The organism is Hyphomicrobium sp. (assembly GCF_041659645.1).
Lineage (GTDB): Bacteria > Pseudomonadota > Alphaproteobacteria > Rhizobiales > Hyphomicrobiaceae > Hyphomicrobium_B.
The window spans coordinates 666,602-689,669 of record NZ_JBAZXX010000002.1 but is presented as its reverse complement, the minus strand read 5'-3'; the positions used below and the strand labels follow the sequence as shown (position 1 = coordinate 689,669).

20 protein-coding genes are annotated in these 23,068 nt (G+C 58.9%); 9 read left to right on the top strand and 11 right to left on the bottom strand.

Annotated features, from left to right (window positions below):
* Window positions 1-12: 12 nt before the first annotated feature.
* From efeO to WC811_RS08290, 3 genes are all read left to right on the top strand, one after another.
* Window positions 13-816, top strand: a complete 804-nt coding sequence (gene efeO / locus WC811_RS08300; RefSeq protein ID WP_372642935.1) for an iron uptake system protein EfeO — start codon at window positions 13-15, stop codon at window positions 814-816.
* A gap of 352 nt (window positions 817-1,168) precedes the next feature.
* Complete coding sequence (locus tag WC811_RS08295; protein WP_372642932.1) at window positions 1,169-3,490, top strand: TonB-dependent receptor domain-containing protein; 2,322 nt, start codon at window positions 1,169-1,171, stop codon at window positions 3,488-3,490.
* Window positions 3,491-3,602: 112 nt separating this feature from the next.
* Entirely contained in the window at window positions 3,603-4,685 is a 1,083-nt protein-coding gene (locus WC811_RS08290; protein WP_372643715.1) for an energy transducer TonB, read from the top strand.
* Here WC811_RS08290 and cydX read toward each other — a convergent pair.
* From cydX to WC811_RS08250, 8 genes are all read right to left on the bottom strand, one after another.
* On the bottom strand, window positions 4,673-4,816 hold the full coding sequence (gene cydX / locus WC811_RS08285) for a cytochrome bd-I oxidase subunit CydX (protein ID WP_372642929.1): 144 nt from the start codon (window positions 4,814-4,816) through the stop codon (window positions 4,673-4,675). The genes WC811_RS08290 and cydX overlap by 13 nt on opposite strands.
* A 24-nt stretch (window positions 4,817-4,840) precedes the next feature.
* Entirely contained in the window at window positions 4,841-5,998 is a 1,158-nt protein-coding gene (cydB, locus tag WC811_RS08280; protein WP_372642927.1) for a cytochrome d ubiquinol oxidase subunit II, read from the bottom strand.
* A 4-nt stretch (window positions 5,999-6,002) separates the two neighbouring features.
* Window positions 6,003-7,580 carry a cytochrome ubiquinol oxidase subunit I gene (locus tag WC811_RS08275; RefSeq protein WP_372642925.1) on the bottom strand — a complete coding sequence of 526 codons (1,578 nt, stop codon included), beginning with the start codon at window positions 7,578-7,580 and terminating at the stop codon, window positions 6,003-6,005.
* Between the two features lie 76 nt (window positions 7,581-7,656).
* Window positions 7,657-9,345 carry a thiol reductant ABC exporter subunit CydC gene (cydC, locus tag WC811_RS08270; RefSeq protein WP_372642922.1) on the bottom strand — a complete coding sequence of 563 codons (1,689 nt, stop codon included), beginning with the start codon at window positions 9,343-9,345 and terminating at the stop codon, window positions 7,657-7,659.
* Window positions 9,342-11,051 (bottom strand): thiol reductant ABC exporter subunit CydD, encoded by a 1,710-nt coding sequence (gene cydD / locus WC811_RS08265; RefSeq protein WP_372642919.1) that lies wholly within the window; start codon window positions 11,049-11,051, stop codon window positions 9,342-9,344. The genes cydC and cydD overlap by 4 nt, the downstream gene beginning before the upstream one ends.
* Window positions 11,052-11,275: 224 nt before the next feature.
* Window positions 11,276-12,178: an efflux RND transporter periplasmic adaptor subunit gene (locus tag WC811_RS08260; RefSeq protein ID WP_372642916.1), complete on the bottom strand. Its 903-nt coding sequence runs from the start codon at window positions 12,176-12,178 to the stop codon at window positions 11,276-11,278.
* Window positions 12,175-12,384, bottom strand: coding sequence for a DUF1656 domain-containing protein (locus WC811_RS08255; protein WP_372642914.1), 210 nt, complete (start codon window positions 12,382-12,384; stop codon window positions 12,175-12,177). The genes WC811_RS08260 and WC811_RS08255 overlap by 4 nt, the downstream gene beginning before the upstream one ends.
* Complete coding sequence (locus WC811_RS08250) at window positions 12,381-14,456, bottom strand: FUSC family protein (RefSeq protein ID WP_372642911.1); 2,076 nt, start codon at window positions 14,454-14,456, stop codon at window positions 12,381-12,383. The genes WC811_RS08255 and WC811_RS08250 overlap by 4 nt, the downstream gene beginning before the upstream one ends.
* A gap of 156 nt (window positions 14,457-14,612) precedes the next feature.
* Between WC811_RS08250 and WC811_RS08245 the strand changes: the two genes are divergently transcribed.
* From WC811_RS08245 to WC811_RS08235, 3 genes are all read left to right on the top strand, one after another.
* Window positions 14,613-15,281: a TetR/AcrR family transcriptional regulator gene (locus WC811_RS08245; RefSeq protein ID WP_372642908.1), complete on the top strand. Its 669-nt coding sequence runs from the start codon at window positions 14,613-14,615 to the stop codon at window positions 15,279-15,281.
* Window positions 15,282-15,378: 97 nt separating this feature from the next.
* Window positions 15,379-16,422, top strand: a complete 1,044-nt coding sequence (locus tag WC811_RS08240) for an Atu2307/SP_0267 family LLM class monooxygenase (RefSeq protein ID WP_372642906.1) — start codon at window positions 15,379-15,381, stop codon at window positions 16,420-16,422.
* A gap of 85 nt (window positions 16,423-16,507) precedes the next feature.
* A complete protein-coding gene (locus tag WC811_RS08235; RefSeq protein WP_372642903.1) occupies window positions 16,508-16,822 on the top strand; it encodes an EthD family reductase in 315 nt (104 codons plus the stop codon).
* A gap of 113 nt (window positions 16,823-16,935) precedes the next feature.
* Here WC811_RS08235 and WC811_RS08230 read toward each other — a convergent pair whose 3' ends face one another.
* Window positions 16,936-17,877 carry a hypothetical protein gene (locus tag WC811_RS08230; RefSeq protein ID WP_372642901.1) on the bottom strand — a complete coding sequence of 314 codons (942 nt, stop codon included), beginning with the start codon at window positions 17,875-17,877 and terminating at the stop codon, window positions 16,936-16,938.
* A gap of 712 nt (window positions 17,878-18,589) precedes the next feature.
* Between WC811_RS08230 and WC811_RS08225 the strand changes: the two genes are divergently transcribed.
* Together WC811_RS08225 and WC811_RS08220 are read left to right on the top strand one after the other, a co-directional pair.
* A complete protein-coding gene (locus WC811_RS08225) occupies window positions 18,590-19,459 on the top strand; it encodes an ABC transporter permease (protein WP_372642898.1) in 870 nt (289 codons plus the stop codon).
* Window positions 19,460-19,480: 21 nt separating this feature from the next.
* Window positions 19,481-20,740 (top strand): ABC transporter ATP-binding protein, encoded by a 1,260-nt coding sequence (locus WC811_RS08220; protein ID WP_372642895.1) that lies wholly within the window; start codon window positions 19,481-19,483, stop codon window positions 20,738-20,740.
* Between the two features lie 22 nt (window positions 20,741-20,762).
* On the opposite strand, the gene WC811_RS08215 is transcribed toward WC811_RS08220, so the two are convergent.
* Window positions 20,763-21,884, bottom strand: coding sequence for a class I SAM-dependent RNA methyltransferase (locus WC811_RS08215; protein WP_372642892.1), 1,122 nt, complete (start codon window positions 21,882-21,884; stop codon window positions 20,763-20,765).
* 173 nt (window positions 21,885-22,057) lie between these two features.
* On the opposite strand from WC811_RS08215, the gene WC811_RS08210 reads away from it, so the two are divergent.
* A complete protein-coding gene (locus tag WC811_RS08210; protein ID WP_372642889.1) occupies window positions 22,058-22,510 on the top strand; it encodes a cupin domain-containing protein in 453 nt (150 codons plus the stop codon).
* 21 nt (window positions 22,511-22,531) lie between these two features.
* Here WC811_RS08210 and WC811_RS08205 read toward each other — a convergent pair whose 3' ends face one another.
* Window positions 22,532-22,819 carry a hypothetical protein gene (locus WC811_RS08205; RefSeq protein ID WP_372642887.1) on the bottom strand — a complete coding sequence of 96 codons (288 nt, stop codon included), beginning with the start codon at window positions 22,817-22,819 and terminating at the stop codon, window positions 22,532-22,534.
* Between the last annotated feature and the right edge of the window lie 249 nt (window positions 22,820-23,068).

The window sequence follows — 23,068 nt, the reverse complement described above, 5'->3', positions numbered from 1 at the left end:
AGGCGACACTTCATGGCCGCGACAGCACTCGCCGCGGTGCTCGGATACGCAGGGACGGCGTATGCGGAAGAAGACTCCAAGCTCGTAGAGCCGCTTGCCGCGTACAAGAGCTACGTGGCCGACAACACGGAGAAGCTTCTCGCCAACACGATGAAGTTTACCGATGCCATCAAGGCCGGTGACGTCGCGAAGGCCAAGGCTCTCTTCGCTCCGACGCGCATGAATTATGAAGGCATCGAGCCGATCGCGGAACTCTTCTCCGACCTCGACCACACCATCGACGCGCGCGCCGACGACTTCGAAGGCAAGGAGAAAGACCCGAAGTTCTCGGGCTTCCATCGCATCGAATATGGCCTGTGGACTGACAACAGCACTAAGGGGCTCGAGCCGTATGCCGAACAGCTTCTTGCTGACGTCAAGGATCTCAACAAGCGTATCGAGAACCTGACGTTCCCGCCGGAAACAGTTGTCGGCGGTGCAGCCGCTCTGATGGAAGAAGTCGCGGCGACCAAGATTTCGGGCGAGGAAGATCGCTACAGCCACACCGACCTGTGGGACTTCAAGGCGAACTTCGACGGATCGCAGAAGATCTACGAACTCGTGAAGCCGCTGATCGAGAAGGACAACGCCGACTTCGTGAAGAAGGTCGACGGGAACTTCAAGGTCGTCGACGAGACGCTCGCCAAGTACAAGACGGCTGACGGTTACGAGCTTTACGACAAGTTGACGGAAGAAGACCGCAAGGTGCTGGCCGCCAAAGTCAACGCGCTCGCGACCGACCTCTCGACGCTGCGCGGCAAGCTCGGCCTGAACTAAGGTCCGAACGAACCCAACACCGGCGTTCGAAGCAAGACGCTGTTTGCGGCCCTCGGTCATCGGCTTTCGCGCCAAGCGAATCCGATGCCAGGGCCGTAATCGCGTCGGTGCCGGATTGCGCGATGCAATCGATCGATTTTGTGTCCGCAATGCCACAACTTAACAGCGCCTCATTGTTGACTCATAACGTAGACTTTAATAATGTTCGCATCAGCCCGGTAAACGCATCGGGATCTTCATTGTGAGCACCTCCGGGGGAGGATCCGCGAAGAAGAGGCAAGCCCGCCAATGTGCGCTTAAGCGCCCAGCCAGCCAGCCCCGTAACAACTTTGGAACCACGGGGGACGATGGAATGGCTGTGCGCGGCGTTGACGATTTTAAGAGTGCGGATTCGCTAACGACAGGATCGCGACAAATCCCGGTTTGCGGCGGCTTCAGCAAAGCCGCGCTGGCGCTGACCGTTTCGGCGGCCGCGTTGGCATTGACCGGAACCGCATCGGCGCAAGAAACGCAGCTCCCGGGTATCGACGTTCAGGGCGCGAAAGCAAAGAAGAGCAGCGCCGCGAAAAACAAGCCGAAGCCCGCACCTGCTCAAGCCGCCGCGCCTGCCGCTCCGCCGCCTGCGACAACGAATGGCGGCAATCAAGCCGCGAAGATCGATGCGCCATATAATACGCCAGCAAGCGTGAGCGTTGCCGGACAAGGCGAGATCCAGACATTCGGTCAAACGAACGTCCAGGATGTCCTTCGCGCTATGCCCGGCGTCTCGACGGGAAATGATCCGAATAACCCGGGCTTAGCCATTAACATTCGCGGCTTCGAAGGTCAGGGTCGCGTGAATATGATGATTGACGGAGTTCGGCAGAACTTCCGCTTCACCGGACACGATGCCTCTGGCTTCGCCTACGTCGATCCGCTGCTATTGTCGAGTATCGAGGTCCAACGCGGAGCGGTCTCTGGAGTGGGTGGCGCAGGCGCACTCGCGGGTACTGCTGATCTGCATACGCTCGATGTTGACGATATCCTGAAGCCTGGGAGCAACTACGGTGCGCTCACCAGCCTGTCATGGGGAAGCAACGGCGTCGGATTTTCCGAAATGGGTGCAGGCGCCATTCGAAGCGGAGCCGTCAGCGTCGCCGGTGCCATCAGCAAGCACAACGTGGATGATTACGATAACGGCCTCGGGCAGCGAGTGCCGTTCACCGATCAGGACCTGATCTCCGGATTGGCGAAAGTCCACATCCAGATCGACCCGACGCAGCAGCTGTCGTTCGGTACCGTTCTCTACAACAACGACTTCACCGCGAACTCATACAATCAAAGCATCGATTCCAAAATCTATAAGGTCGGCTACGAATACAATCCCGGAAGCGATTTGATCGATTTTCGCGCAAACTTCTCCGGAAGCGATCTGAATATGGCATATCTCAGCCCTGCCAGTGGGCTGACACCAGGTCAAAGTTCCGACTCTTCTGGGCGCCGAATTGAGGATGTCGGATTAGGGTTTGATGTATCCAACACATCCTTATTTGACTTAAGCGGCATTCACGTCAAATCGAACTACGGATACGAATATTTCCACGACGACGTCAGTGCATGGAACAAGCTCGATCCGGATAAAAAGGGCGGTGTGAATCAATCGGGTGACTCGACGATCCGGGGTGCGTTCTCAGAGACGACCTTCTCCAAGAGCATCTTCGATTTCATCGTCGGCCTTCGCTACGACGACTATAATCTCAAGGGTAACGGCACCGTTTTCGTGGATACCCTCAATTTTGGCCCCGGATTTTCATACACTCCGGTGCTTCCGCCGTTTCTTACAACGGGTCCGTATAGTGTTGACAAATCGGATGGTGGATTTAGCCCGACGCTGACATTGGCAGCAAAACCCGCTGAATGGTTTCAGCCATATGTGAAGTGGTCCAATTCGTTCCGCGCGCCATCGGTTTCTGAGACGCTGCTCGGCGGCGTCCATCCGGACACAGGGGGAGATCCCACTCAGTTTGCCCCCAATCCGTACCTGCAACCTGAATCACAAAAAGGTTGGGAGTTTGGCCTCAACTCAAAGTTTGAAGGCCTCTTCCAGCCCGGCGATTCATTCCGTTTCAAGGGCGATTACTACACGATGGATGTAGAGAATTACATCACAGCCAGCACCGTAGATCCTTTGGGCCTACTTTGGTTCTACGCGAACAATCCAGGCATCTCAAAGGTTGAAGGCGTCGAACTTCAAGGTACTTATGATGCTGGATACGTTTTCGCAGGCCTGAGCTATAGCCATAATCACACAACGCTTCCGTCGCAGTTGGACGGTCTCGGCATGCACAGCTATTTGCCGGGCGATATCGCCACCGTTACGGGCGGTTTGAGGTTCTTCGATCAGCGTCTCACCGTAGGTGCGCGCGCGTATTTCACGTCGAAGAGCCAATCCGGCGATCTTAATACAGAGTCGTTCGGTGGGCCTGCATTCTATGATGGCTACTCCACCTACGATCTCTTCTCCGATTACAAAATCACCAACGACATCAACGTCGGGCTGACGGTTACCAATCTCACGGATGTGGCCTACTCACCGGCGCTGAGTGCCGGAGGTACTGGGGGGACCGTAAACAGCGTTCCCGACGACACCGGCCGCGGCCGCACGTTCCTGCTCACCACGAGGGCAAAATTCTAACCCGCGCGACAGTGCGGCTGCACATGACGAGTTAGTTCGGCATCGGCGGAGAAATCCGCCGGTGCCATCACGATTAAAGTTAGTCGATGTCAACGGAGGCGCGCGAAGGGTGATGCTCATCGATCGCAACGACCGGCCCGCGCGGCACGCGCAATCGATAGGGTCGAATCCCTCCGCGTTCGACTCGCGCACGAACGTCGTAGCGATCGACTTTGGCAAGGCGAAGGGCCACGTCGAAGGCGCCGCCGACCGGGCAATCGCTCAACCGAAATTCAAGATCGCCCAAGCGACGGGCGCCGCGAAACCAGCGGTGCAAGTACTTCTCTTTGCCGCGATCGTTTTCTCGGCAGCGCTCCATGGCGGTCTGATCTATTCGATGCTGATGCGCGACTCCGGCGAAGAGTTCGGCACGCTCGCCGACAAGACCGATACGTTCAGTCTCTCGATGGAGCAATCGGTCGTCCTGGAATCGATCTCGACCGAGACGATGCAGACGGCCTCCGCGGCTGCCGCGGCCTCGCAAGCCGGAAGCGTTCAATCCGCTGAATCGAAGCCGCAGGAACTGGCCGAGGTCGAAAACGATCCCGTCTCCGATGAGCCGCCGCCGAAGCCGATAAAAGTGGCCGATGTCACCCCTACGGCAGTTACCCCTACGGACGATCCCTTGCCGGTCATTCGAGGCGGTGGCGCACCCGACGCAGTAAGCGAAATAAAGGCCGACGAGATCTCGGAGACGCCCGTCGAGGAGATGCCGGAGGCGGTCGAGACGAAAGAAGACACGCCCGCGAAGGCCGAGCGGAAAAAAGAAGTCGAGAAGGAAAAGAAAACGCCGCAACAGGAATCGCATCAGCAGGTTGCGGGAAGCTCCACATCGCGATCGAACGCGTCCCAGGCCGCCGCCGAAGGCCGTGTCTCTGCAAGTCGCGGAAACGCCTTAAGCTACGGCGCGAAGATTCGCGCGCAATTGGCGCACAACAAACCCATGGGTAACGGGCTTCGAGGAACCGTCATGGTATCTTTCGGCATCGCGGCCGACGGTGGCATCCTCTATTTGCGGGTTTCCGAAACCTCGGGAAGCGCGACGCTCGATAGCGCCGCGCTTGCCGTCGTCAAGAAATCAGCGCCCTTCGGTGAGCCGCCGCCGGATCTGACACCAAGTCAGCTCGCGTACGTCATTCCGTTTTATTTTCGCTGAGAACTGTCAGTTGCCGGCACGGTCCGCGCACGGGCAACCGCCGCATCCTCCATCAGCTCGTACCACATGGCGTTGAGAACAGCGAAAGCGGCAGCGAGCGGCAGGCCGAGCAGCCAAGCAAAGTACCACATGATCAATCTCTCCTTTCAGGTGCGTTAGTAAGCATGGCCGCTGTCTTCACGAATGGCCTTCTCGTCAACCTTGCCCCACATCACATGATAGACCCACGTCGTGTAGGCGATGATGATCGGCACGAAGATTACCGCCGCGACGAGCATGATGAAAAGCGTCATGTGGCTCGACGAAGCATCCCAAACCGTGAGGCTCGAACGGGGATCGACCGATGACGGCAGGATGAAGGGAAACATTGATACCCCGACCGTCGTGACGATCCCGGCGATCGAAAGCGACGACGCCAGGATTGTCGCGATCTCGCGCCGCGCGCTCATGAACGCGTAAGCCGCGCCTGCACCCACAAGTCCGAACAATGGCGCAAGCATCGTCAACGGATGCGAGCCGTAGTTTTCAAGCCACGCACCCGGCGCCACCGCTGCGGTTTTGGCGAGCGGATTGGACGGCCCGACGGGATTGACAGTGCTCGTGATGTGATAACCGTCGACGCCGATCCAGAGAAAGATCCCTCCGAGAAGAAAGAGCGCGACTGTCGCGAGCGCCGCGATGCTTCCAAACGCCCTTGCCCGATCGGCGACGGGACCTTCGGTCTTCAGCACGAGCCATCCGGCGCCGTGCATCACGAGCATCGCGACCGATACCAATCCGCACAACAGGGCAAATGGGTTTAGAAGCTCGAATAAGGTGCTGCCGTCGTAGAAGATCCGAAGATCGCCGTTGAAGTGAAACGCGACGCCCTGCAGCACATTGCCGACGGCAACGCCGAAGATCAGCGCCGGAACCGCGCCGCCGACGAACAACGCCGCGTCCCACGCCTTGCGCCACGTCGGATTATCGCGCTTCGAACGATACTTGAATCCAACTGGACGCAGGATCAATGCAAACAGGATCGCGAACATCGCGAGATAGAAGCCCGAGAACGAGACCGCGTAGAGCGGCGGCCACGCGGCGAAGATCGCTCCGCCACCCAAGATCAGCCAAACTTGGTTGCCCTCCCACGTCGGCCCGATACTGTCGATCACCACGCGCCGTTCGACGTCCGTTTTCGCAACGAACGGCAACAGCGCGGCAGCGCCGAGATCGAACCCGTCCATGACGGCAAATCCGATCAGCAGGATGCCGAGCAGCAGCCACCAGATGATGCGGAGCGTGTCGTAATCGATGAATTGATGCAGGATCATTGGTCTACTCCGCGGCGACGAGTGAAGGGGAAACGAGAATGGCGTCGGGCGCATCGTCGGGCTGAGGTCCGGCGCGGATGGCTCGGATCATGAGGCCCATCTCGACGATGAAGAGCACGGTATAAAGCGCGATGAACCCGAGAAGCGTGAGGAGAACCGTAAACGCGCCGAGGCTCGAAACGCCGGCGGCTGTCGGCAGAATACCCTCGATGATCCAGGGCTGACGTCCAAACTCCGCAACCACCCACCCCAACTCCGCAGCGATCCACGGAAGCGGAATGGCGAAAACCGCGAGACGAAGCAACCACGGATGCTGGTCGAGCCGCCTCCGCGCCGACAGATAGAAGAAGGTCGCCATCAACGCGATGAAGAAGAAGCCGAGGCCGACCATGATGCGGAACGACCAGAACAGCGAAGGCACGTTCGGCACCGTATCCCAGGCAGCCTGATCGATTTGGGCATCCGTCGCCTTGCGCGGATCATCGACATAGCGCTTCAGAAGAAGTGCATAGCCCAGATCGTTGCCATTCTTTTCCAGCGCATCGGTTGCGGCCTGCGGCACGGTCGCCGGATCGTTTGCCGCGCGAATCTGCTGCAAGGCGTCGAAAGCCACTATGCCTTGCCGGATTCGATCCTTCGCGCGCGCGACCAGATCCTCGATGCCTGGAATCTCGGTCGTCAACGAGCGCGTGCCGATCAAACCCATGACCCAGGGAACGTGAACCGCGAAATGCGTCTCGCGCGCTTTCTGGTCCGGGAAGCCGAACAGCGTGAAAGCGGCCGGCGCCGGTTCAGTTTTCCACATCGCCTCGATAGCCGCGAGCTTCATTTTCTGATGCTCGGTCGAGAGGTAGCCGCTTTCGTCCCCAAGCACGACAACCGAAAGGGCCGACGCAAGACCGAACGAGGCCGCGACCGTCATCGATCGTTTGGCGAGCGCCGTATGCCGATGATTGTACAAATACCAAGCCGAAACGCCGAGAACGAATACTGACGCAGTCACGTATCCGGCGGAAACGGTGTGAACGAATTTCGCCTGCGCGACGGGATTGAATACCACGTCGAAGAAGTTCGTCACTTCCATGCGCATCGTCTGCGGATTGAAAGCAGAGCCGACCGGATTTTGCATCCAGCCGTTCGCGATCAAGATCCAAAGCGCCGAGAAATTCGAGCCGATGGCGACACACCACGTCGCGACGAGGTGCCCGACCTTCGACATTCGGTCCCAACCGAAGAAGAAAAGCCCGACGAACGTCGCTTCGAGGAAGAACGCCATCAATCCTTCGATGGCTAGAGGCGCACCGAAGATGTCTCCGACATAATGGCTGTAATAACTCCAATTCATCCCGAACTGGAATTCCATGACAAGGCCGGTGGCGACGCCGATCACGAAATTGATGCCAAACAGCGTGCCCCAGAACTTCGTCATCTGTCGCCAGATTTGGCGCCCGGTCATGACATAGACCGTCTCCATGATCGCGAGGAGAACCGAAAGCCCAAGCGTCAGCGGAACAAACAAGAAGTGATAGAGCGCTGTCGTCGCAAATTGCAGGCGCGAAAGCGCCACGATATCGAGTTCCATTTTGCCTCTCTCCGACTTTCGGTCGGTCTCATTCTCAGGAAGAAGCGCTGTGATGACGCCGCCCCGTCGTCTATCGTTAGTCCTGTCTTAGTGTTGCAAGCATCACGTCGAACGCCATCTCTCCCCGAGAAGCAGTCGCGATGATGCGTCCGTCTTCGATCGATATCAGTCGATCCGCCATTTCGGCCTCGCGCCGGATATGCGTCGCGATTAGCAGCGTGTGATCTGCGGATTTTGTCGAGAGGCGCTCGATGACATCACGTGCAGTGCTATCATCGAGTCCTTCGGTGGGCTCGTCCAACAGCCAAAGCCGCGTATCACGGAGAAAAAGGCGCGCCATCGCGAGACGGCGCGCTTCGCCGCCCGAAAGTCCGAATCCGCCTTCGCCGAGGCGTGTGTCGAGGCCGTTGGCGAGGCTTGCTACGTACGGGGCGAGCCCAGCGGATTCGATCGCCAGCAACAGTTGCGCATCGTCCGCTTCGGGATCGGCAAGTCTTAGATTGTCGCCAAGCGAGTCCGCAAAAAGTTCGGTGCGCTGTGTGAGAAGCGTGGCAGGCACGGTTTGCACAATGCCTTGCTCGGGCGAAATTTCACCGGCAATGATGGAGATCAGCGTCGTTTTTCCCGAGCCGCTGGCGCCAATCAGGGCCACACATTCACCCGTTCGAAGCGACAGCGAAAGATCATGGATGACCGGTCTCGACGCGTCCGCATGGCGAACCGATATGCCATCGAGCGCACAAGCCGTGCCGTCGGGCGGCGATGGCATCGGCGACCCAGATATTGGCGCGAGACGGGAGCCGACGCGTCGCGCGGCGATGCAGGTTCGTCCGAGTTCGACCGCGCCACGTCGCAATGCCGTGAACGGATCAAGCGCCGCTACCGCCACCAAGATAGCGAGCGCCGCAACCGGCGCGCCGATTTCGCCGTGCCGGACAAGAGCCATGGTGACGAGAAGCGCGGCGGCGATCAGAGCGGAACTCGCTATACCGAACGCTGCTCCGGAGATGGTTTCAATGAGGTTGAGCCGGCCGTCGGCATCGGAGAGTTTTTGATCGGCCGTGGCGATGGCATGTCGCTCCGCATCTATTCGCCCGGCCATGACAAGTTCCGTTTGGCCGGAGACGAGATCGATGACGCGTGCACGTAGGCTTTCGAGCGCGCGAGACCGGCGTCGCGCGAAGCGCTGGGCGAAGCGCGCGGAGACGATCGGAATGCCAAGTCCGAAAAAGAGAAGAAAAATTCCGGACGCAATCCCGGCAATGGGTCGAATGAATCCGAACGTGACGCCAGTTGCCAGCGCAGCGGCGATTGCGGCACCCATGGGTACGATCACGCGGAGATAAAGCGAGTCGAGCGCATCGATATCCTGCGTGAGCCGGAACAGGAGTGCAGCGGGGCGCATGCGCAATTTCTCCGCTTCCCGCATGGCAGCCGAGCCGCGAAACAGCCGCTCGCGAAGGTCAGCGAGCAGACCGAGTGTCGCGTCGTGCGTGACGAGCCGCTCCCCGTATCGGCTCGCCGTTCGCGCCAATGCAAAGAAGCGGATACCCGCCGAGGGCGAAAACACATCGAATGATAATGCCGCCAATGCGCTCAGACCGGCAATGGCAGTCGCCGTGATGAACCAGCCCGACAGGCCGAGCAAAGCCAGCCCGCTGAGCACGGTCGCGGCGCTGAGCGCCAATCCCGAAAGAAGCTTCGCGCGCGGGCCGCGCCAAAAAAGTGCGAGGACGGGCCGAAGATCTTTGAGAATCGCGATCATGCCGCCTTCTCCAGATCCAAATCGCCCAATCGGATGATGCGATCCATGCGCCGTGCGAGTGTCAGATCATGCGTCGCGACGATCATCGTCTTGCCGCGTGCGAGAGCGAGAAGATTGTCCGTTACGTCGCGTGCTGTTTCGGCATCGAGGTGAGCCGTGGGTTCGTCCGCCAGGATCAGTCCGCTATGGGGGTGTGCCGCGACACGAGCGATAGCGAGGCGAAGCGTCTCTCCACCGGAAAGCCCGATGCCGTTTTCCCCGATCGCATCCAGACCACGCGCATGGGCGATGTCGCCGAGTTGGGCAAATTGCAGCGCCTTCGAGACGACCGCGCGATCGGCTGTTCCCCCAATCACGACATTGCTCGCGAGCGTCCCCGCGAAGATGTGCGGACGCTGGCCGATCCAGGCGATATTGCCGCGCAATCCCGGCGCACTTTGAGCCGTAACGGCGTGCCCGCCGATTGCGATGGCGCCCGATGTCGGCGATGCAAGTCCGGCCAAAAGCGCCAGAAGCGTCGACTTTCCCGAGCCGCTCGGGCCGAGAAGAGCAACATGCTCACCCGGCGCGATCGCAAGATCGAAGCGATCGAAAACCAAGGCATCGATATTGCGATATCCGAAGCAAAGACCTTTGACCGAAACTGCGGGCGCATGACGAAAGACGATTGGCTCATGCTCGCTGCCACCATCTGCACCGAGCAAGGAATGATCGAGCGCGGCAAGACGATTGAGTTCTTCGATAGCTGCCTGCCCCGACGCGCGATCATGCCATACGGACGAAAGTTCGCGGAGCGGTTCGAAAAACGCCGGTGCGAGAAGAAGAATGAACAGCCCTTCGCCCAAACTTAGCGGCCCGCCCCAAGTGCCGAAATTCAGTTGTCCGAGCAGATGAAAGCCGACATAAACGGCAACCATCGCGACCCCAAGTGCGGAAAAAAGCTCCAGAACCGCTGAAGATAGGAACGCAATTCTGAGAACGGCCATCGTGCGCGAGCGCAGGGCTTCCGCCGTCGCCCGAAGTCGCTTCGCCGTCACATCCACGGCCCCGAGTGCGCGGATCGTGGCGATTCCACGCAGCCGGTCGAGCAGGAAGGCGTTCATATCGCCGGTCTCGGCGAGTTGCGCTTCGCTTGCCGCTTTCGCACGCCACCCGATCAATGCCATGAAGATCGGAATGAGCGGAGCGGCGACGAGCAGAACGAACGCCGCCGTCCAGGACAGCGACAGAATAAAAAGAAGAATGACGCCGGGCACGACGACGGACCGTAGTCTCGCAATCTCGAAGCGGGCCACATACGGCACGATCATCTCAGCCTGCTCGGCGACGATACTGCCGGCGCGTCCGGATTGGGAGCGTTCGGCATCGAGCGGCGAGCGCGCGGCGAGGCCAGCTACGGCAAGCTCCCTGAGGTGCGTCGCGGCATCACGTCCAGTGCAAAAAGCGAGGCGGCTTCCGATGCCGTCGAGGATTGCTCGTAGAACCCCGATCGACAGCACGCCGAATGCCGCCCACGCGCTCCAGTTCGATATGCGCCCGCTCGCGGCGTCGTTTACTGCGGCGCCAATGAATGCCGCCTGTGCGATCCACAGCAGCGACGCCCCGATCTGAAGCGCCGCGCTCGTTCGATAGGAGATGGACTTTGCGACCGCCGACTGCGACGGTAGTCGCACATTTTCGACAGCCACGGTGGCTTGTGACGCCATTCCTTTGGCCCTTCCCGGCAAAGCCCGGCGGATCATTGGCGTGCAAGCAGCGCAGGAACATTGATCGACGTCAACATGCGCAGCGGGGAATTTTTTCGCCGACAGCAAACATCGGCGGCACGCCGGAGCCCCATCTCGCTTCGATTTGCGATGGACGAGGTTGGCGGCCATGCGCCCCCGTTGTCAACGAGGCAGGACGACAAAACGCCCGGCTTCCGGTCCCGCTACTTCGCGTCCGTGACGCGAGGGGCATTTTCGTCTGGAACGATAACGACCGTCGACGTACGCCCCGCCACCAGACGGACGCCATCCGGAACGTGGTCGAGCGCGATGCGGACCGGTATGCGCTGCGCGAGACGCACCCAACTGAAGGTTGGATTGACGTCGGCAAGCAGGTTTGCGCCGGCGCTGCGGTCGCGGTCCTCGATACCCCCAGCGACGCTCTCGACATGGCCGAGAAGCGGCCTGTCCTCGCCCATCAGGTGAACGACGGCTTTATCGCCGACGCGGATGAGAGGCAGCTTTGTCTCCTCGAAGTATCCTTCGACGCGGAGAGAATCCTGGTCAATCAACGCCGCGACGCCCTTGCCGGCGGTGACGTAGTTCCCGGGCCGCAAATCGAAGTTCGTAATTGGACCGTTGACCGACGCGCGGACTTCTGAACGCTCGAGATTGAGTTTTGCCACATCGCGATCGGCCTCCGCGCGATGCAGGTCCGCCGCGGCTTGCGCCGCCGTCGCGGTAACCTGCTCGACCTTTTGCTCGCTGACGGCGATGGCTGTCATGTTCTTATAGCGAACGAGATCTTTCTGAGCGGCATCAAGTACGGCAACCCGTCCTTCGAGGTTCGCCTCCGCCTGCTTCAGCGCGAGATTGAAGCGGTCGCGGTCGATCCGGAAAAGAACGTCGCCCTTGTGAACGATCTGGTTGTCGTGGGCCGGCACATCGGTCACGAGCCCGGAAACGTCCGGTGCGATCTCGACGATATCGGCGCGCACCCGCCCGTCGCGAGTCCAAGGCTCGAGCTCATAATGAGCCCACAGACGCCATCCCGCATAGATTGCAACGACCGCAAGCGCCAGCGTAACGCCATAGCGCGCGACAATTTTCAGCTGAGTATTAGTCATGGATGAGCCTGAGAAAATAAGAGGACGGTCGCGCCGAGCAGGCAAACGAATATCGATAGATTGAAGAGCGATCTATGCCAGATATATTGATAAGCGCCAGCGGCGCGAAGAACGCGTGAGGCAGCGACCATCAGTATGTAGGAGATGATGGAGCACGCGAGAATGGACGGCACAAAAATGCCGAAAATGCTGATTTCCTCGTTCATTGCGCAGCCTCCAGATATTCCGGCGCGTGCGGCAAGTGAGGGGGTGAGCGATCAGGGAATAGGCTGCGCCGCAGTCCGACGAGGCCAAGTAGGGCATTGCGTGCCGAAGCGCTCCGCTCATTCCGCACGACCGCGAGCGCTCGATTGATCGCCGCAAGTACCAAGTCCGATGCGGACGCATTGGCATCCGATTGGTAGAAGCGCTTCAGCATAAGAAGAACGGCATCGACACGCCGTCTTGAGTAGGGTGTGAGCCCGACGCGAGACCGGCGCAGATCGAGAATATTGAATCCTTCGCGCAATTCACCGATCGCGCCGGGAATCCTATGACCGGCGGCCTTGGCCCTTGGCGCGAGAAGAACCAGCCTGTCGAGCATGAGGCCGGTCAGCCGCGCGTCATCTCGCGAGTTGCTAGCATCTGCGATGTCGGCAAGCGTCGTTCTGTTGGCGTTCGCGAGGCGTCGAATGCTCCACTCGGCTCCAAGCGTGCGAAGCAAGGACGCCGTGACCGCAGCGATGATGACGCCAGCTGCTGTTGCCATGCTGCTATTCCAAAACATTGCCGTATCAACCGCAAACGTCACCTGCAGTCCGATCATCGCGGCCATGCAGATTGCCAAAGCCAATCCGATCAGCAGCGTTTCCGGCTTCGAAATGCACAGCCCAAAGACAACGAGTGCCGGCGCCAAAACCAACGCTAAAGTCTCAAAATTGTGGACGTGAGGAAGAATGGCGAAGACGTAAAGCGCGGAGAGAATGACGGATACCACCGCCCACTTGGCGAACACGACGATCGACGGGACTGGGTTGTCCTGAGCTGAAAAGAGATTGCCGGACACGGCAGCCATCAGGACGGCGAAACCGCCTTCCGGCCAAGCCGTCAAGATCCAGAACGCGCAGCAAATCGATATCGTGGAGAAGCTGACGACGGCCGAAAGAAGTGCGAGGCCGTGATCGTAATGGCGAGTCAGGGTCGCGCGCTCACCAATCGGATAGGAAAACGGCCTTGGCGGTTTGGCCGGCGTTCCCTCGACGCTCCTGAGAACATCGAGGCAATCAGACCGGATCGCAGCTAGATCGCTCAATCGCATTAGAAGACTGAATTCGACGAGTTCTCTCCAACTGCGGTGACCACGGTTTTTTTCTTCAATGCAAGCTTCGATATCCGCCTTCAGGCGATCGAGTTCGTCGATGTTCTCGGAGTTGCCGGTCTCAAGCCATGTGTTCAACCGGTCGACGAGCTTCTGGGCCGCGCTCGATGGCCCTCCGAGCAACGAAAGCTCGTGAAGTCGATCCGCGATCGACGAAAGAATCGGAATTAACATCAGCATTCGCGGCCGAACATCGCGCACATTCTGAAGAAATTCGGGATGTCCGCCCGCGTCGTAGATGAGATGAGTGCCGAGGTTTTCGATTTCGCCCGTGTCACCGGCAAGTCGCAAGCGATGCGCGTCGGCTTCCGGACCCGTCTTCAGTTGCAGAGCGTCGCGTGCGCTAAGGTCGGCGTTGGTGAGCCACGCTTTGAGTCTCTGTGCGATAACCGGAGCGACGCTTCGTGGAAGGATAATACTCGATACAACCGCTGCGCATAAGATGCCGACGATGATTTCTTCTGTCCGCGCTAACGCCACGTCGAATATTGTGCCCGGCACGTCTACGGTCGGAAAACCGATGAGCGCCGCCGTGTAGCCCGCAAGCATGAAAATGTAGCTTCGCGGCGTGCGGTCGAGCAGCGAAATGTAGAGGCAGACAGCCGACCAGCTTGCCAACGCGATGACCAGCATCACAGGTGCGTTCGCGAGATTGGGCACCATCACAATGGCGGCCGACGCCCCGAGCAAAGTTCCGATGACGCGAAAGATGGCCTTCGATCGGGTCGCACCGGATAGCGGATTCGACGCGATGTAGACGGTTGCCAGCGACCAGTACGGATTGGGCAGCGGAATCCAAAGACTGATCAGCAGCGCCAGCAACGCCGCGATCATCGTTTTAAGTGAAAAAATCCACTGATACGGCGCCGGAACGGCCATCGCACGACCTGTAAAGGAGGCAATCACGTTGAGAGCCGACAATTATTCGAACTTGAATATTGCCTCGGTCAGGTATAAATGACTCAGCAGTCACTTTTGTCAAGATAAACGACCATCGCTGAGAATGCGTTGGACGCATGGGTCACCATCGAAATTGGAAGGTATGGATCGCGAAAGCCGAGTCCGAAGAGAGGCGACATGCATAAGAGTACACAATCCGCCGCTACCCGCGTCCTTGAGAACGATCAACCGGTCGTTCGTCGGCGCGGCGCCAGCCCGGAGAAGACGGCGCTGACGCGGCAATCCATCGTCGATGCAGCGTTGGCCGAGTTTCTCGAAAAAGGGTTTGCCAACACCACGATCGAGACCGTTGCGAAGCGCGCCGGTGTCGCCAAGGGGCTGATCTACCGCTATTTCGTCGCCAAGGAAGCGTTGTTCTCCGCGGTCGTGCAGCAGGAAATCGTGAACGCACACATCGACGTTGATGACGCGAAGCGGGCACCGAACGAGAGCGTCGAAGACTTTTTGCGAAGAACGCTCGTCGTTTCAATCTACGCCATCGAGAAGAAGAGCCGCGCCGATATTGCGCGCATGGTCATCGCTGAAGGCTCGCGTTTTCCGGCAATCGCTGAGATCTATCGCCGCGACGTGATCGATCCGCTCCTGCAAAAGGTCAAACGCTTGGCGACGGCGGCACGGAAATCGGGAGAACTTGAGAACGATCGACTAGTCAAGAATCCTTACCTGCTTCTGGCGCCGATCTGGGCGGGCATCGTGATCAACAAGTTTCTTGATCGGGCTCACCCAGTCAACATCGGCGAGTTGTTCGAAATGCAACTCGATGCCGTCTTTGCCAAAGCGCCTTGACCCAGGCAGCACTCAGGGCCGTGATCTGTTAGAGGAGTGGCCACGGCCCCGCACATGCGAGCGGTTCGATGAACGAGGCCTCCCGGAAAGAACCTGAATGGAAATTGGCGTAGACAGTTTTGCGGCGATCATGCCGGGAGCGACCACGGACGCGACGGTCTCACCTGCTGATCGCCTTGCGAATTTGCTTGAGGAAGTCGAAATCGCCGACAGTGTCGGGCTCGATGTGTTCGGCATCGGCGAGCATCACCGTCCCGAATTCCTCGATTCAGCACCCGCCGTTATTCTTGCTGCGGCTGCGGCGCGCACAAAATCGATCCGATTGACGAGTGCGGTAACGGTATTAAGCGCCGCCGATCCCGTCCGCGTGTTCCAGGAATTCGCTACGCTTGATCTGATCTCGAAGGGACGCGCCGAGCTTGTCGTTGGACGGGGATCGTTCGGCGAAGCGTATCCGCTCTTCGGCATGCGCTTTGAAGATTACGACGCGCTGTTTGCCGAGAAAATCGAGCTTCTTCTCCAGATTCGTCAGACGAACGACGTGCATTGGTCGGGAAAATTTCGCCCGCCACTGTCTGGTCAGGGGATATATCCGCGACCCTATCAATCCGTGCTGCCCATTTGGCTCGGCGTCGGCGGAACTGCGAGGTCGTTCGTGCGCGCGGGCGAGCTTGGGCTGCCGCTCATAGTTGCGATCATCGGCGGCGAATTTCGCAGATTTCGTTCACTCATCGATCTCTACCGCCAGGCGTACACGCGCGCCGGGCATCCCGAGGACGGCATGCGAGTCGGCGTCCACGCGATGGGGTTTGTCGCGGATACCACCGCCGAGGCGAAAGACATCTTCTTTCCGGGTTGGGCTCGGATGTTCACTGAGATCGGCCGCGAACGAGGATGGTCTCCGGTCTCCCGCGCGCAATTCGAAGCCCAGTGCGGACCGGGAGGCGCCTTCCTAATCGGCGATCCGGAAACTGTCGTAAGGAAGATCATCGACGCGAGCGAAGCGCTCGGCGGCATCTCCCGTTTCACTTTCCAGATGAGTTCGGCTTCGCGGGAATATAAAGAGATGAAGAGATCCATCGAACTTCTGGGTAGAGACGTTGCGCCAGCCGTTCGTTCCCTGCTCGCTGAACGGACGTGACGACACGATATTTCCCGGAATGCCGGATCGAGCCGAGCGTGCTATCAAGCCTTGATATCCAAGCCGTAAATGAAAGGAATTCCCCGTGATCAAAGTCAGTGTCATGTATCCGAACGAGTTGAACGCACGGTTCGATCACGACTATTATCGCGACAAGCACATGCCCATGGTGAAAGAGAAGATGGGTGATTTCTGTAAGTATTATACCATCGATAAAGGCATGTTCGGCGGAGCGCCCGGCACGCCGCCGACCTATATCGGCATGTGCCATCTCTTCTGCGACTCGGTCGAGGCGTTCCAGGCGGGTTTTGGCCCTCACGCCAAAGAGATTCTGGCGGACATTGCCAATTACACGGACCTGACACCTATCCTCCAGACCAGTGAAGTTGTGGTTGGCTGAGTCTTAGGTCCGCATCGCCTCTCGATCGGCAGGCGTCGGTGAAGACGTCGGAGATTGAATTCGAAATCCACGACGGATTGGGTGGCGCCGCCGCTTCGGGAGACTGAGCGCCGCTACGGCTGCTGGGACTGCGGTGGAGGCGGCGCTCCCAGGAAGAAGAGAATAGGCGGCGGCGGCAAGTTCGGTTCTTGTTGTGTGATCGTCGGTTGAGCCGCCGCCGATGCCGTCATCTGATTGACCGGCGCGGGGCGCCGCTTCTTTTGCGCAACAACTTTCTTGCGTCGTGGAGCTTGTATCTCTTTCGCCGTCGGTGCCGGAGTGACCACAGGGACATCGTTCTGGGCGACGGTCTGGCGAACGTCCATTAAGTCGGACATCGCGATTTCGGCGCGGAATGAGCCTCCGGGCGTTTTTGGAAAGTCCGCCGGCGCATAGCGCTGACTGCCGAAGGGCAAGCTCCACTTTCGATCGTCCAATATGACTCGCGGTGGTACCGGTGCATCCGCATCCGCCACAGTCGGCGGCTGGCTCACGATTGGTGGTGCTTCGGAGCGCCCGCCATCTGTGTCGAGCGGAACTGGGCCCTTTAAGCTCAGCGCGATGGCATTCGAGAGCAAGCGATCGCGAAGTCCCTGGGCAAACGCGAGGCGCACTTCCTGGTCGAACACCGGCGGCGTGGGCAACGATACGTGAACGGGACGCGGTGCTGGCGTGTCGGTTGGAGGCGCGCGGCCGGGGGTCGCGAGAAGCAGCAGCGGCGCAACGACGGCGATGAGCGCTATCCGCGAGGTTTGCTCTCTCATGGTATGCCGTTGCCAAATGCCGGGTAGATCGCGCGATTGCTGCCCGAGCGAATTCAATCGATCCTTGGCATCGAGATAGCGGGCCGACAGCGATGCGGACAATTCCCCGGTGGCGAGCTTAATCCGGCTTTGAAAGTCGGCTGCGGGAGCGGGCGTTTCTTCAATAAGCGGCTCAGTCCGGTTGGAATTAACCAGAAATGCCGGCCAGTCGTGAGATCGCGCTTCGATCGAACGCAATTTCTGCGGTTGCAAAAAACGCGTCTTTCGCAATCGGCGCGCTGCGGCGCTCCCGCCGCCGTTATCACTCTCGCCCACCACGATGAATGCGTTCCTATTGATGAAAATGCTCAATTCACGAGTAAATTATGAGAAAATGCGACGCTCTCTCTCAGCCTTAGACTGGCAAAATCAACAGTGCAGGCGAATTATCCGTCAATGTTGACGTATCGTTTCTAGGTGTCCGACAAAGACCAGATACGGGTCTGATTTGTTAAAATCGATTACCTTGATCGATCTTGGCCGAATGGTTTTGCCGCTCTAAAGTTAATTCCGCCGCGCCTCGGATTATCGAGGATAAAAAAGTGTATACGGACAATATGTACAGGGAGAATTGGCTTTGCGAGACGCAACGCGATGACGTGGTAAACATCGCCGAATAGTGGCGTTGTTCTTGCCGCCAGAAAAGGCCGCCCGCAAGGTTCTGATGCGCGGTCGCCGGGGCTGAAGTTCTTTGCGATATTCGCTGTCGCGGAAAAAATTATTGACGGTACGCGCTATCGTCTGCAACAAATGCAACTGTAGGCTGTGCATCGATTCCACCGCGGGAATTCGCGGAGCATTGTAGCCTCGACGTCAAGCCGGGTGAAGTGATTCACCCGCAGTTCGGTAGATTTTTCATTAAATCAGCGAATTCGCTCTCCGGCATCCCCGGGGCATCGGCTGCGCGCGCCATCCCCGATCCAGAATGACTTCAAACAGAAAGAATCGCGTCATTTCCCCAACCGATAGAACGACGCGTCTGCTCGTCCTCGAAGCCGGACGTGCCGAGCGCAACTACTGGTCCGACCTCTGGCACTATCGCGAGCTGTTCGCCATCCTCGCGTGGCGCGACATCACCGTACGATACAAGCAGACCGTCATCGGTGTCGCGTGGGCGATCATCCGCCCGCTCCTGACGATGATCATATTCACAGTCGTTTTCGGGAAGCTCGCAAAGTTGCCGACGGACGGCGACGTTCCTTATCCGATCCTGGTATTCGCGGGTATGCTGCCTTGGTTTCTGTTCTCAAGCATCCTGAGCGAGGCGTCGAGCAGCATGATCGGCAGCGCTCACCTCATCAGCAAAGTCTATTTCCCGCGCCTGATCGTACCGGCATCCGCTGGTGTCGTGGCGCTGGTGGATTTCCTCGCCAACTTGACCATCCTCTTCGCCCTCATGGCTTGGTTCCGGTATCTGCCGAATTGGCACGTCGTGTTTCTGCCGTTGTTCATTGCCTTGGCAATTCTGGCGAGCCTTGGTCCGGCGCTGCTGATCACCGCCCTCAACGTCAAATACCGCGACATGCGGTATGTCATACCGTTCGTGGTCCAATTCGGGCTTTACGTTTCGCCGGTCGGCTTTTCGAGCGAGATCATCCCGGAAAACATCAGGATTTGGTACAGCCTCAATCCGGTCGTCGGCGTTATCGACGGCTTCCGCTGGTGCCTCCTCGGCGACGCCAGTAGGCTTTACGTCCCAGGATTGCTGGCAAGCCTCGCCATGACCGCGCTTATGCTCTGGATCGGCGTTAAATACTTCCGCGGAACGGAGCGCTCATTTGCCGATCTTGTCTAAAGCTCCAGGAAAAACGAATCTATGAGCAACACCGTCATTCGCGCCGAGAGGCTGTCGAAAAGATACGTGATCGGCCGTCATCGGCAGGAGCGCTATTCGGCGCTGCGCGACGTCGTCGTCCGGAGCGTGACGCAGTGGGCACGCACGGGTTTAGACGCCGCACGAGGCCGACCATTAATTTCCGGCGACGAAGTCGAAGATTTCTGGGCCCTTAAAGACCTTTCCTTCGAACTCAATTGCGGCGACGTCGTCGGCATCGTTGGGCGCAATGGTGCCGGAAAATCGACGCTGCTGAAAATCCTGTCGCGGATCACCGAGCCGAGCGCGGGCAGGGTCGAGATCAAGGGCCGTGTCGCAAGTCTCCTTGAAGTCGGAACCGGCTTTCATCTCGAACTTACAGGCCGCGAGAATATCTATCTCAACGGCGCCATTCTCGGGATGAAGCACGCCGAGATCCGCCGCAAGTTCGACGAAATCGTCGCATTTTCGGAGGTCGAGAAATTTATCGATACGCCCGTGAAGCGCTATTCGAGCGGCATGTATGTCCGCCTCGCGTTCGCGGTGGCGGCACATTTGGAGCAGGAGATCCTCGTGGTCGACGAAGTTCTCGCCGTTGGCGACGCAGAGTTTCAGCAGAAATGTCTCGGCAAGATGAAGCACGTCGCAGGACAAGGTCGAACGGTCCTCTTTGTCAGCCACAATCTCGCTGCCGTCAGGGCACTTTGCAACCGAGCCCTGTTGCTCGCGGATGGAAAAATCGTCGCTGACGGTCCAGTCGAAGCCGTCGCCCGGCGGTATATCAGCACAAGCAACTCCACCGATGCGATCTCGTTTGCCTCGAACCCCGCGCAGCCATCGATCACCTCGATCGTCGTCGATCGCGAGGCCCTGAGCACAGGAAACCTGATTGTCGATATCGCCTTCGTCGCCCCGAGGCCGCTTCCAACGGCAGTCGGCGGAATAATGCTTCGTGCCGATACCGGACAGCCATTATGGGGCTCCAACAGCCGCTTTCATTCGAGCGGCGAAATTGCGAAAGGCCTTACTTCCGGAATATTGCGATGTGAGGCGCCGGGCCTGCCGATTACGCCGGGCACGTACCATCTGTCGGCGTGGCTCGCTGACTGGCATGAAGAACTCGATTCAAAGCAGGATGTTCTGAGTATCCAACTCGGAGGGGAATCCGCCGATCCGCTCAGGCTGTCGTCCTCTCTTGTCGGCCATGTCGATTGGCCAGCGACGTGGCGATCCGTCCGGAGAGAAGATGCTTCGGCGGCCTGATCCGCGAATTGCATTTCCGCCGCTAAGGTTTCAGCGGGGCCGTGAGATAAAGCGTAACGCGTAACCCCCCGTGCGATATCGGACCTATCGGGGCGGCAAACGGCAGGCCCGTGGCGGAGGCCAGCGACTTTTCATTCGAGATGATGCCGACACGCCATCCGGCGAAGCGTGACTGCAGCGTCTGCCCCAGCGAACGATAAAGCGAATTGAGATGGTTTTTATCGCCAATCCGATCTCCATAGGGCGGATTGACGATCACGAGTCCCGGCGGGCCATCGGGCGCGATAAGATCGCTGATCGCATGTTGTTGAAACGTGGTGAGTTCAGTTACGCCGGCGCGCTCCGCGTTGGCGCGGCTCATGCTGATCGCGCCAGCATCACGATCGCTGCCGTAAAATCGCACGGTGGGCTTCGTCGCAGCCCGGGCGTCGCGCAGACGTTTCCACGCAGCGCCGTCGAAGTTCGCTAACTCCTCAAACGCGAAATGCCGAGAGCGGCCTGGCATAAGCCCCGCAGCGATCTCAGCCGCCTCGATGACGAATGTTCCCGATCCGCACATCGGATCGACGACTGGCTCACGGCCGCTATATCCACACAGCTGCAAGAAGAGCGCGGCAAGCGTTTCCCTCATCGGCGCTTTATTGACCGCCTGCTTGTGTCCGCGCTTATGCAGCAGATCGCCGGACGTATCGATGCCGATCGTGCAGATGTCGTTCTCAATGCGCGCCCTGACGCAAACCTCCGCATCGGGATCGAACGGAGCGCCAAGCTCCTCGCGAATGGCACGCTCGACGCGTTGCTCTGCGGCGCCGGAATGATAGATGCGGGAACTCGCGCAGGAAGCCTCGACGCGGAACGGTCGATCGCGGCGCAGAATGCTGCCCCATGCAACTCGCCGCGCACGTTTGTCGAGTTCCGAAAGATGCGAAGCTCTGAACGCGGCGACGCGCGCGATCACGCGGCTGGCGCCCCGCAGCTCCAGATTAGCCCGCCAGACATCGTGCCAGCCGCCGCGCACCGTAACGCCGCCTTTGGTGATGGCCGCCTTCTTGAAGCTATTTGCCCGCGCTTCATCGCGAAGTGCCGGCTCAAGGCCCGGTGGAACGATAAGAAATATCTCGAAATCGCCGTCAGTGATGGTCATGCGGCCTGCATATCGGGAAGCCATGCGGGTATCGACACATTTTTTTCGGTCCCAAAACGGCTCGGCCGCCGGATCGCGCTAACTCTCGCAGGATAAGGACTGGCAAATTGCGGCCTTGCCCCATAGATTCGTCAAATAGCCGGCGCGGATCTTGAGATAAGGAGACGGTTGAGATGGGCAATTCTTCGGAGCAGACCTGCTACCTTGTGCGGCCCAGCGATACCTATGACGGCAAACAGGGGCTCACCTATTTCTGCGGTATAGCCACCGAGACCGTCGGCTCAAAAAGTATTTGCATGCATTTACTCACCATACCGCCGGGCGGCAGGGCCAAGGCGCATATGCATGAGAACCACGAAACCGCCATCTACGTTTTGGAGGGCGAGGCGATAGCCCTGTATGGCGACAAACTTCAGCATCACACCGTAACGAAAGCCGGGGACTTATTTTATATTCCGGCGGGCATTCCCCATCTTCCCGTCAATCTTAGCAGCAAACCCATATCGGCGGTTATTGCCCGTACGGATCCGAACGAACAGGAGAGCGTCGTGCTCTTGCCGGAACTCGAAGCGTATGCCGACAAAGAGATCGCCGGACTTACGGCGATGTTGCCCGCCACGTCCTGACGACGGCGCCGCGCGGGAATTCTAAGCTTCTGGTCTCAAAGGGCCGGGGGGATGGCTCGGTTCTTTATGAAAATATTTGAGGGTCACATAAGCGCCGACCCACGATCCAACGACCGCAAATCCGACGTACACCCAATTGTTCGTGTAGCTGATGACCGCAAACGACGACAGCATATACCAAACGCCGCTCCAGTTGGCGGCGGAGAGGGGGCGTCGGGCGATGACGGATGACGTGAACATAACATAGGCCGCATCGGTCGCGGCTGTCGCGATCAGAACTCCGGCGCCGATCCAGATATCGAAACTCATCGAGAAACTCCCATGAGAGCGTGTGGAACCGTTGTCGTTCTTACGACCGGCGCCGGGCAATATCTCTCAAGGAAGTCGCAAACGGATCAAAAACAAAGCGGAAAAGATTTGCCGTTAAGCTTTATCAATCGAGGTTTCGTGCCGTCTGAAAGACGCGAAACGGTGCGAGCCATGCTTCAACGAGCTAGAATAATACCGGCAGGAGTCCCGCACGCACCTGCCGGTACACAGCCTCTTCGCCCCAATGGG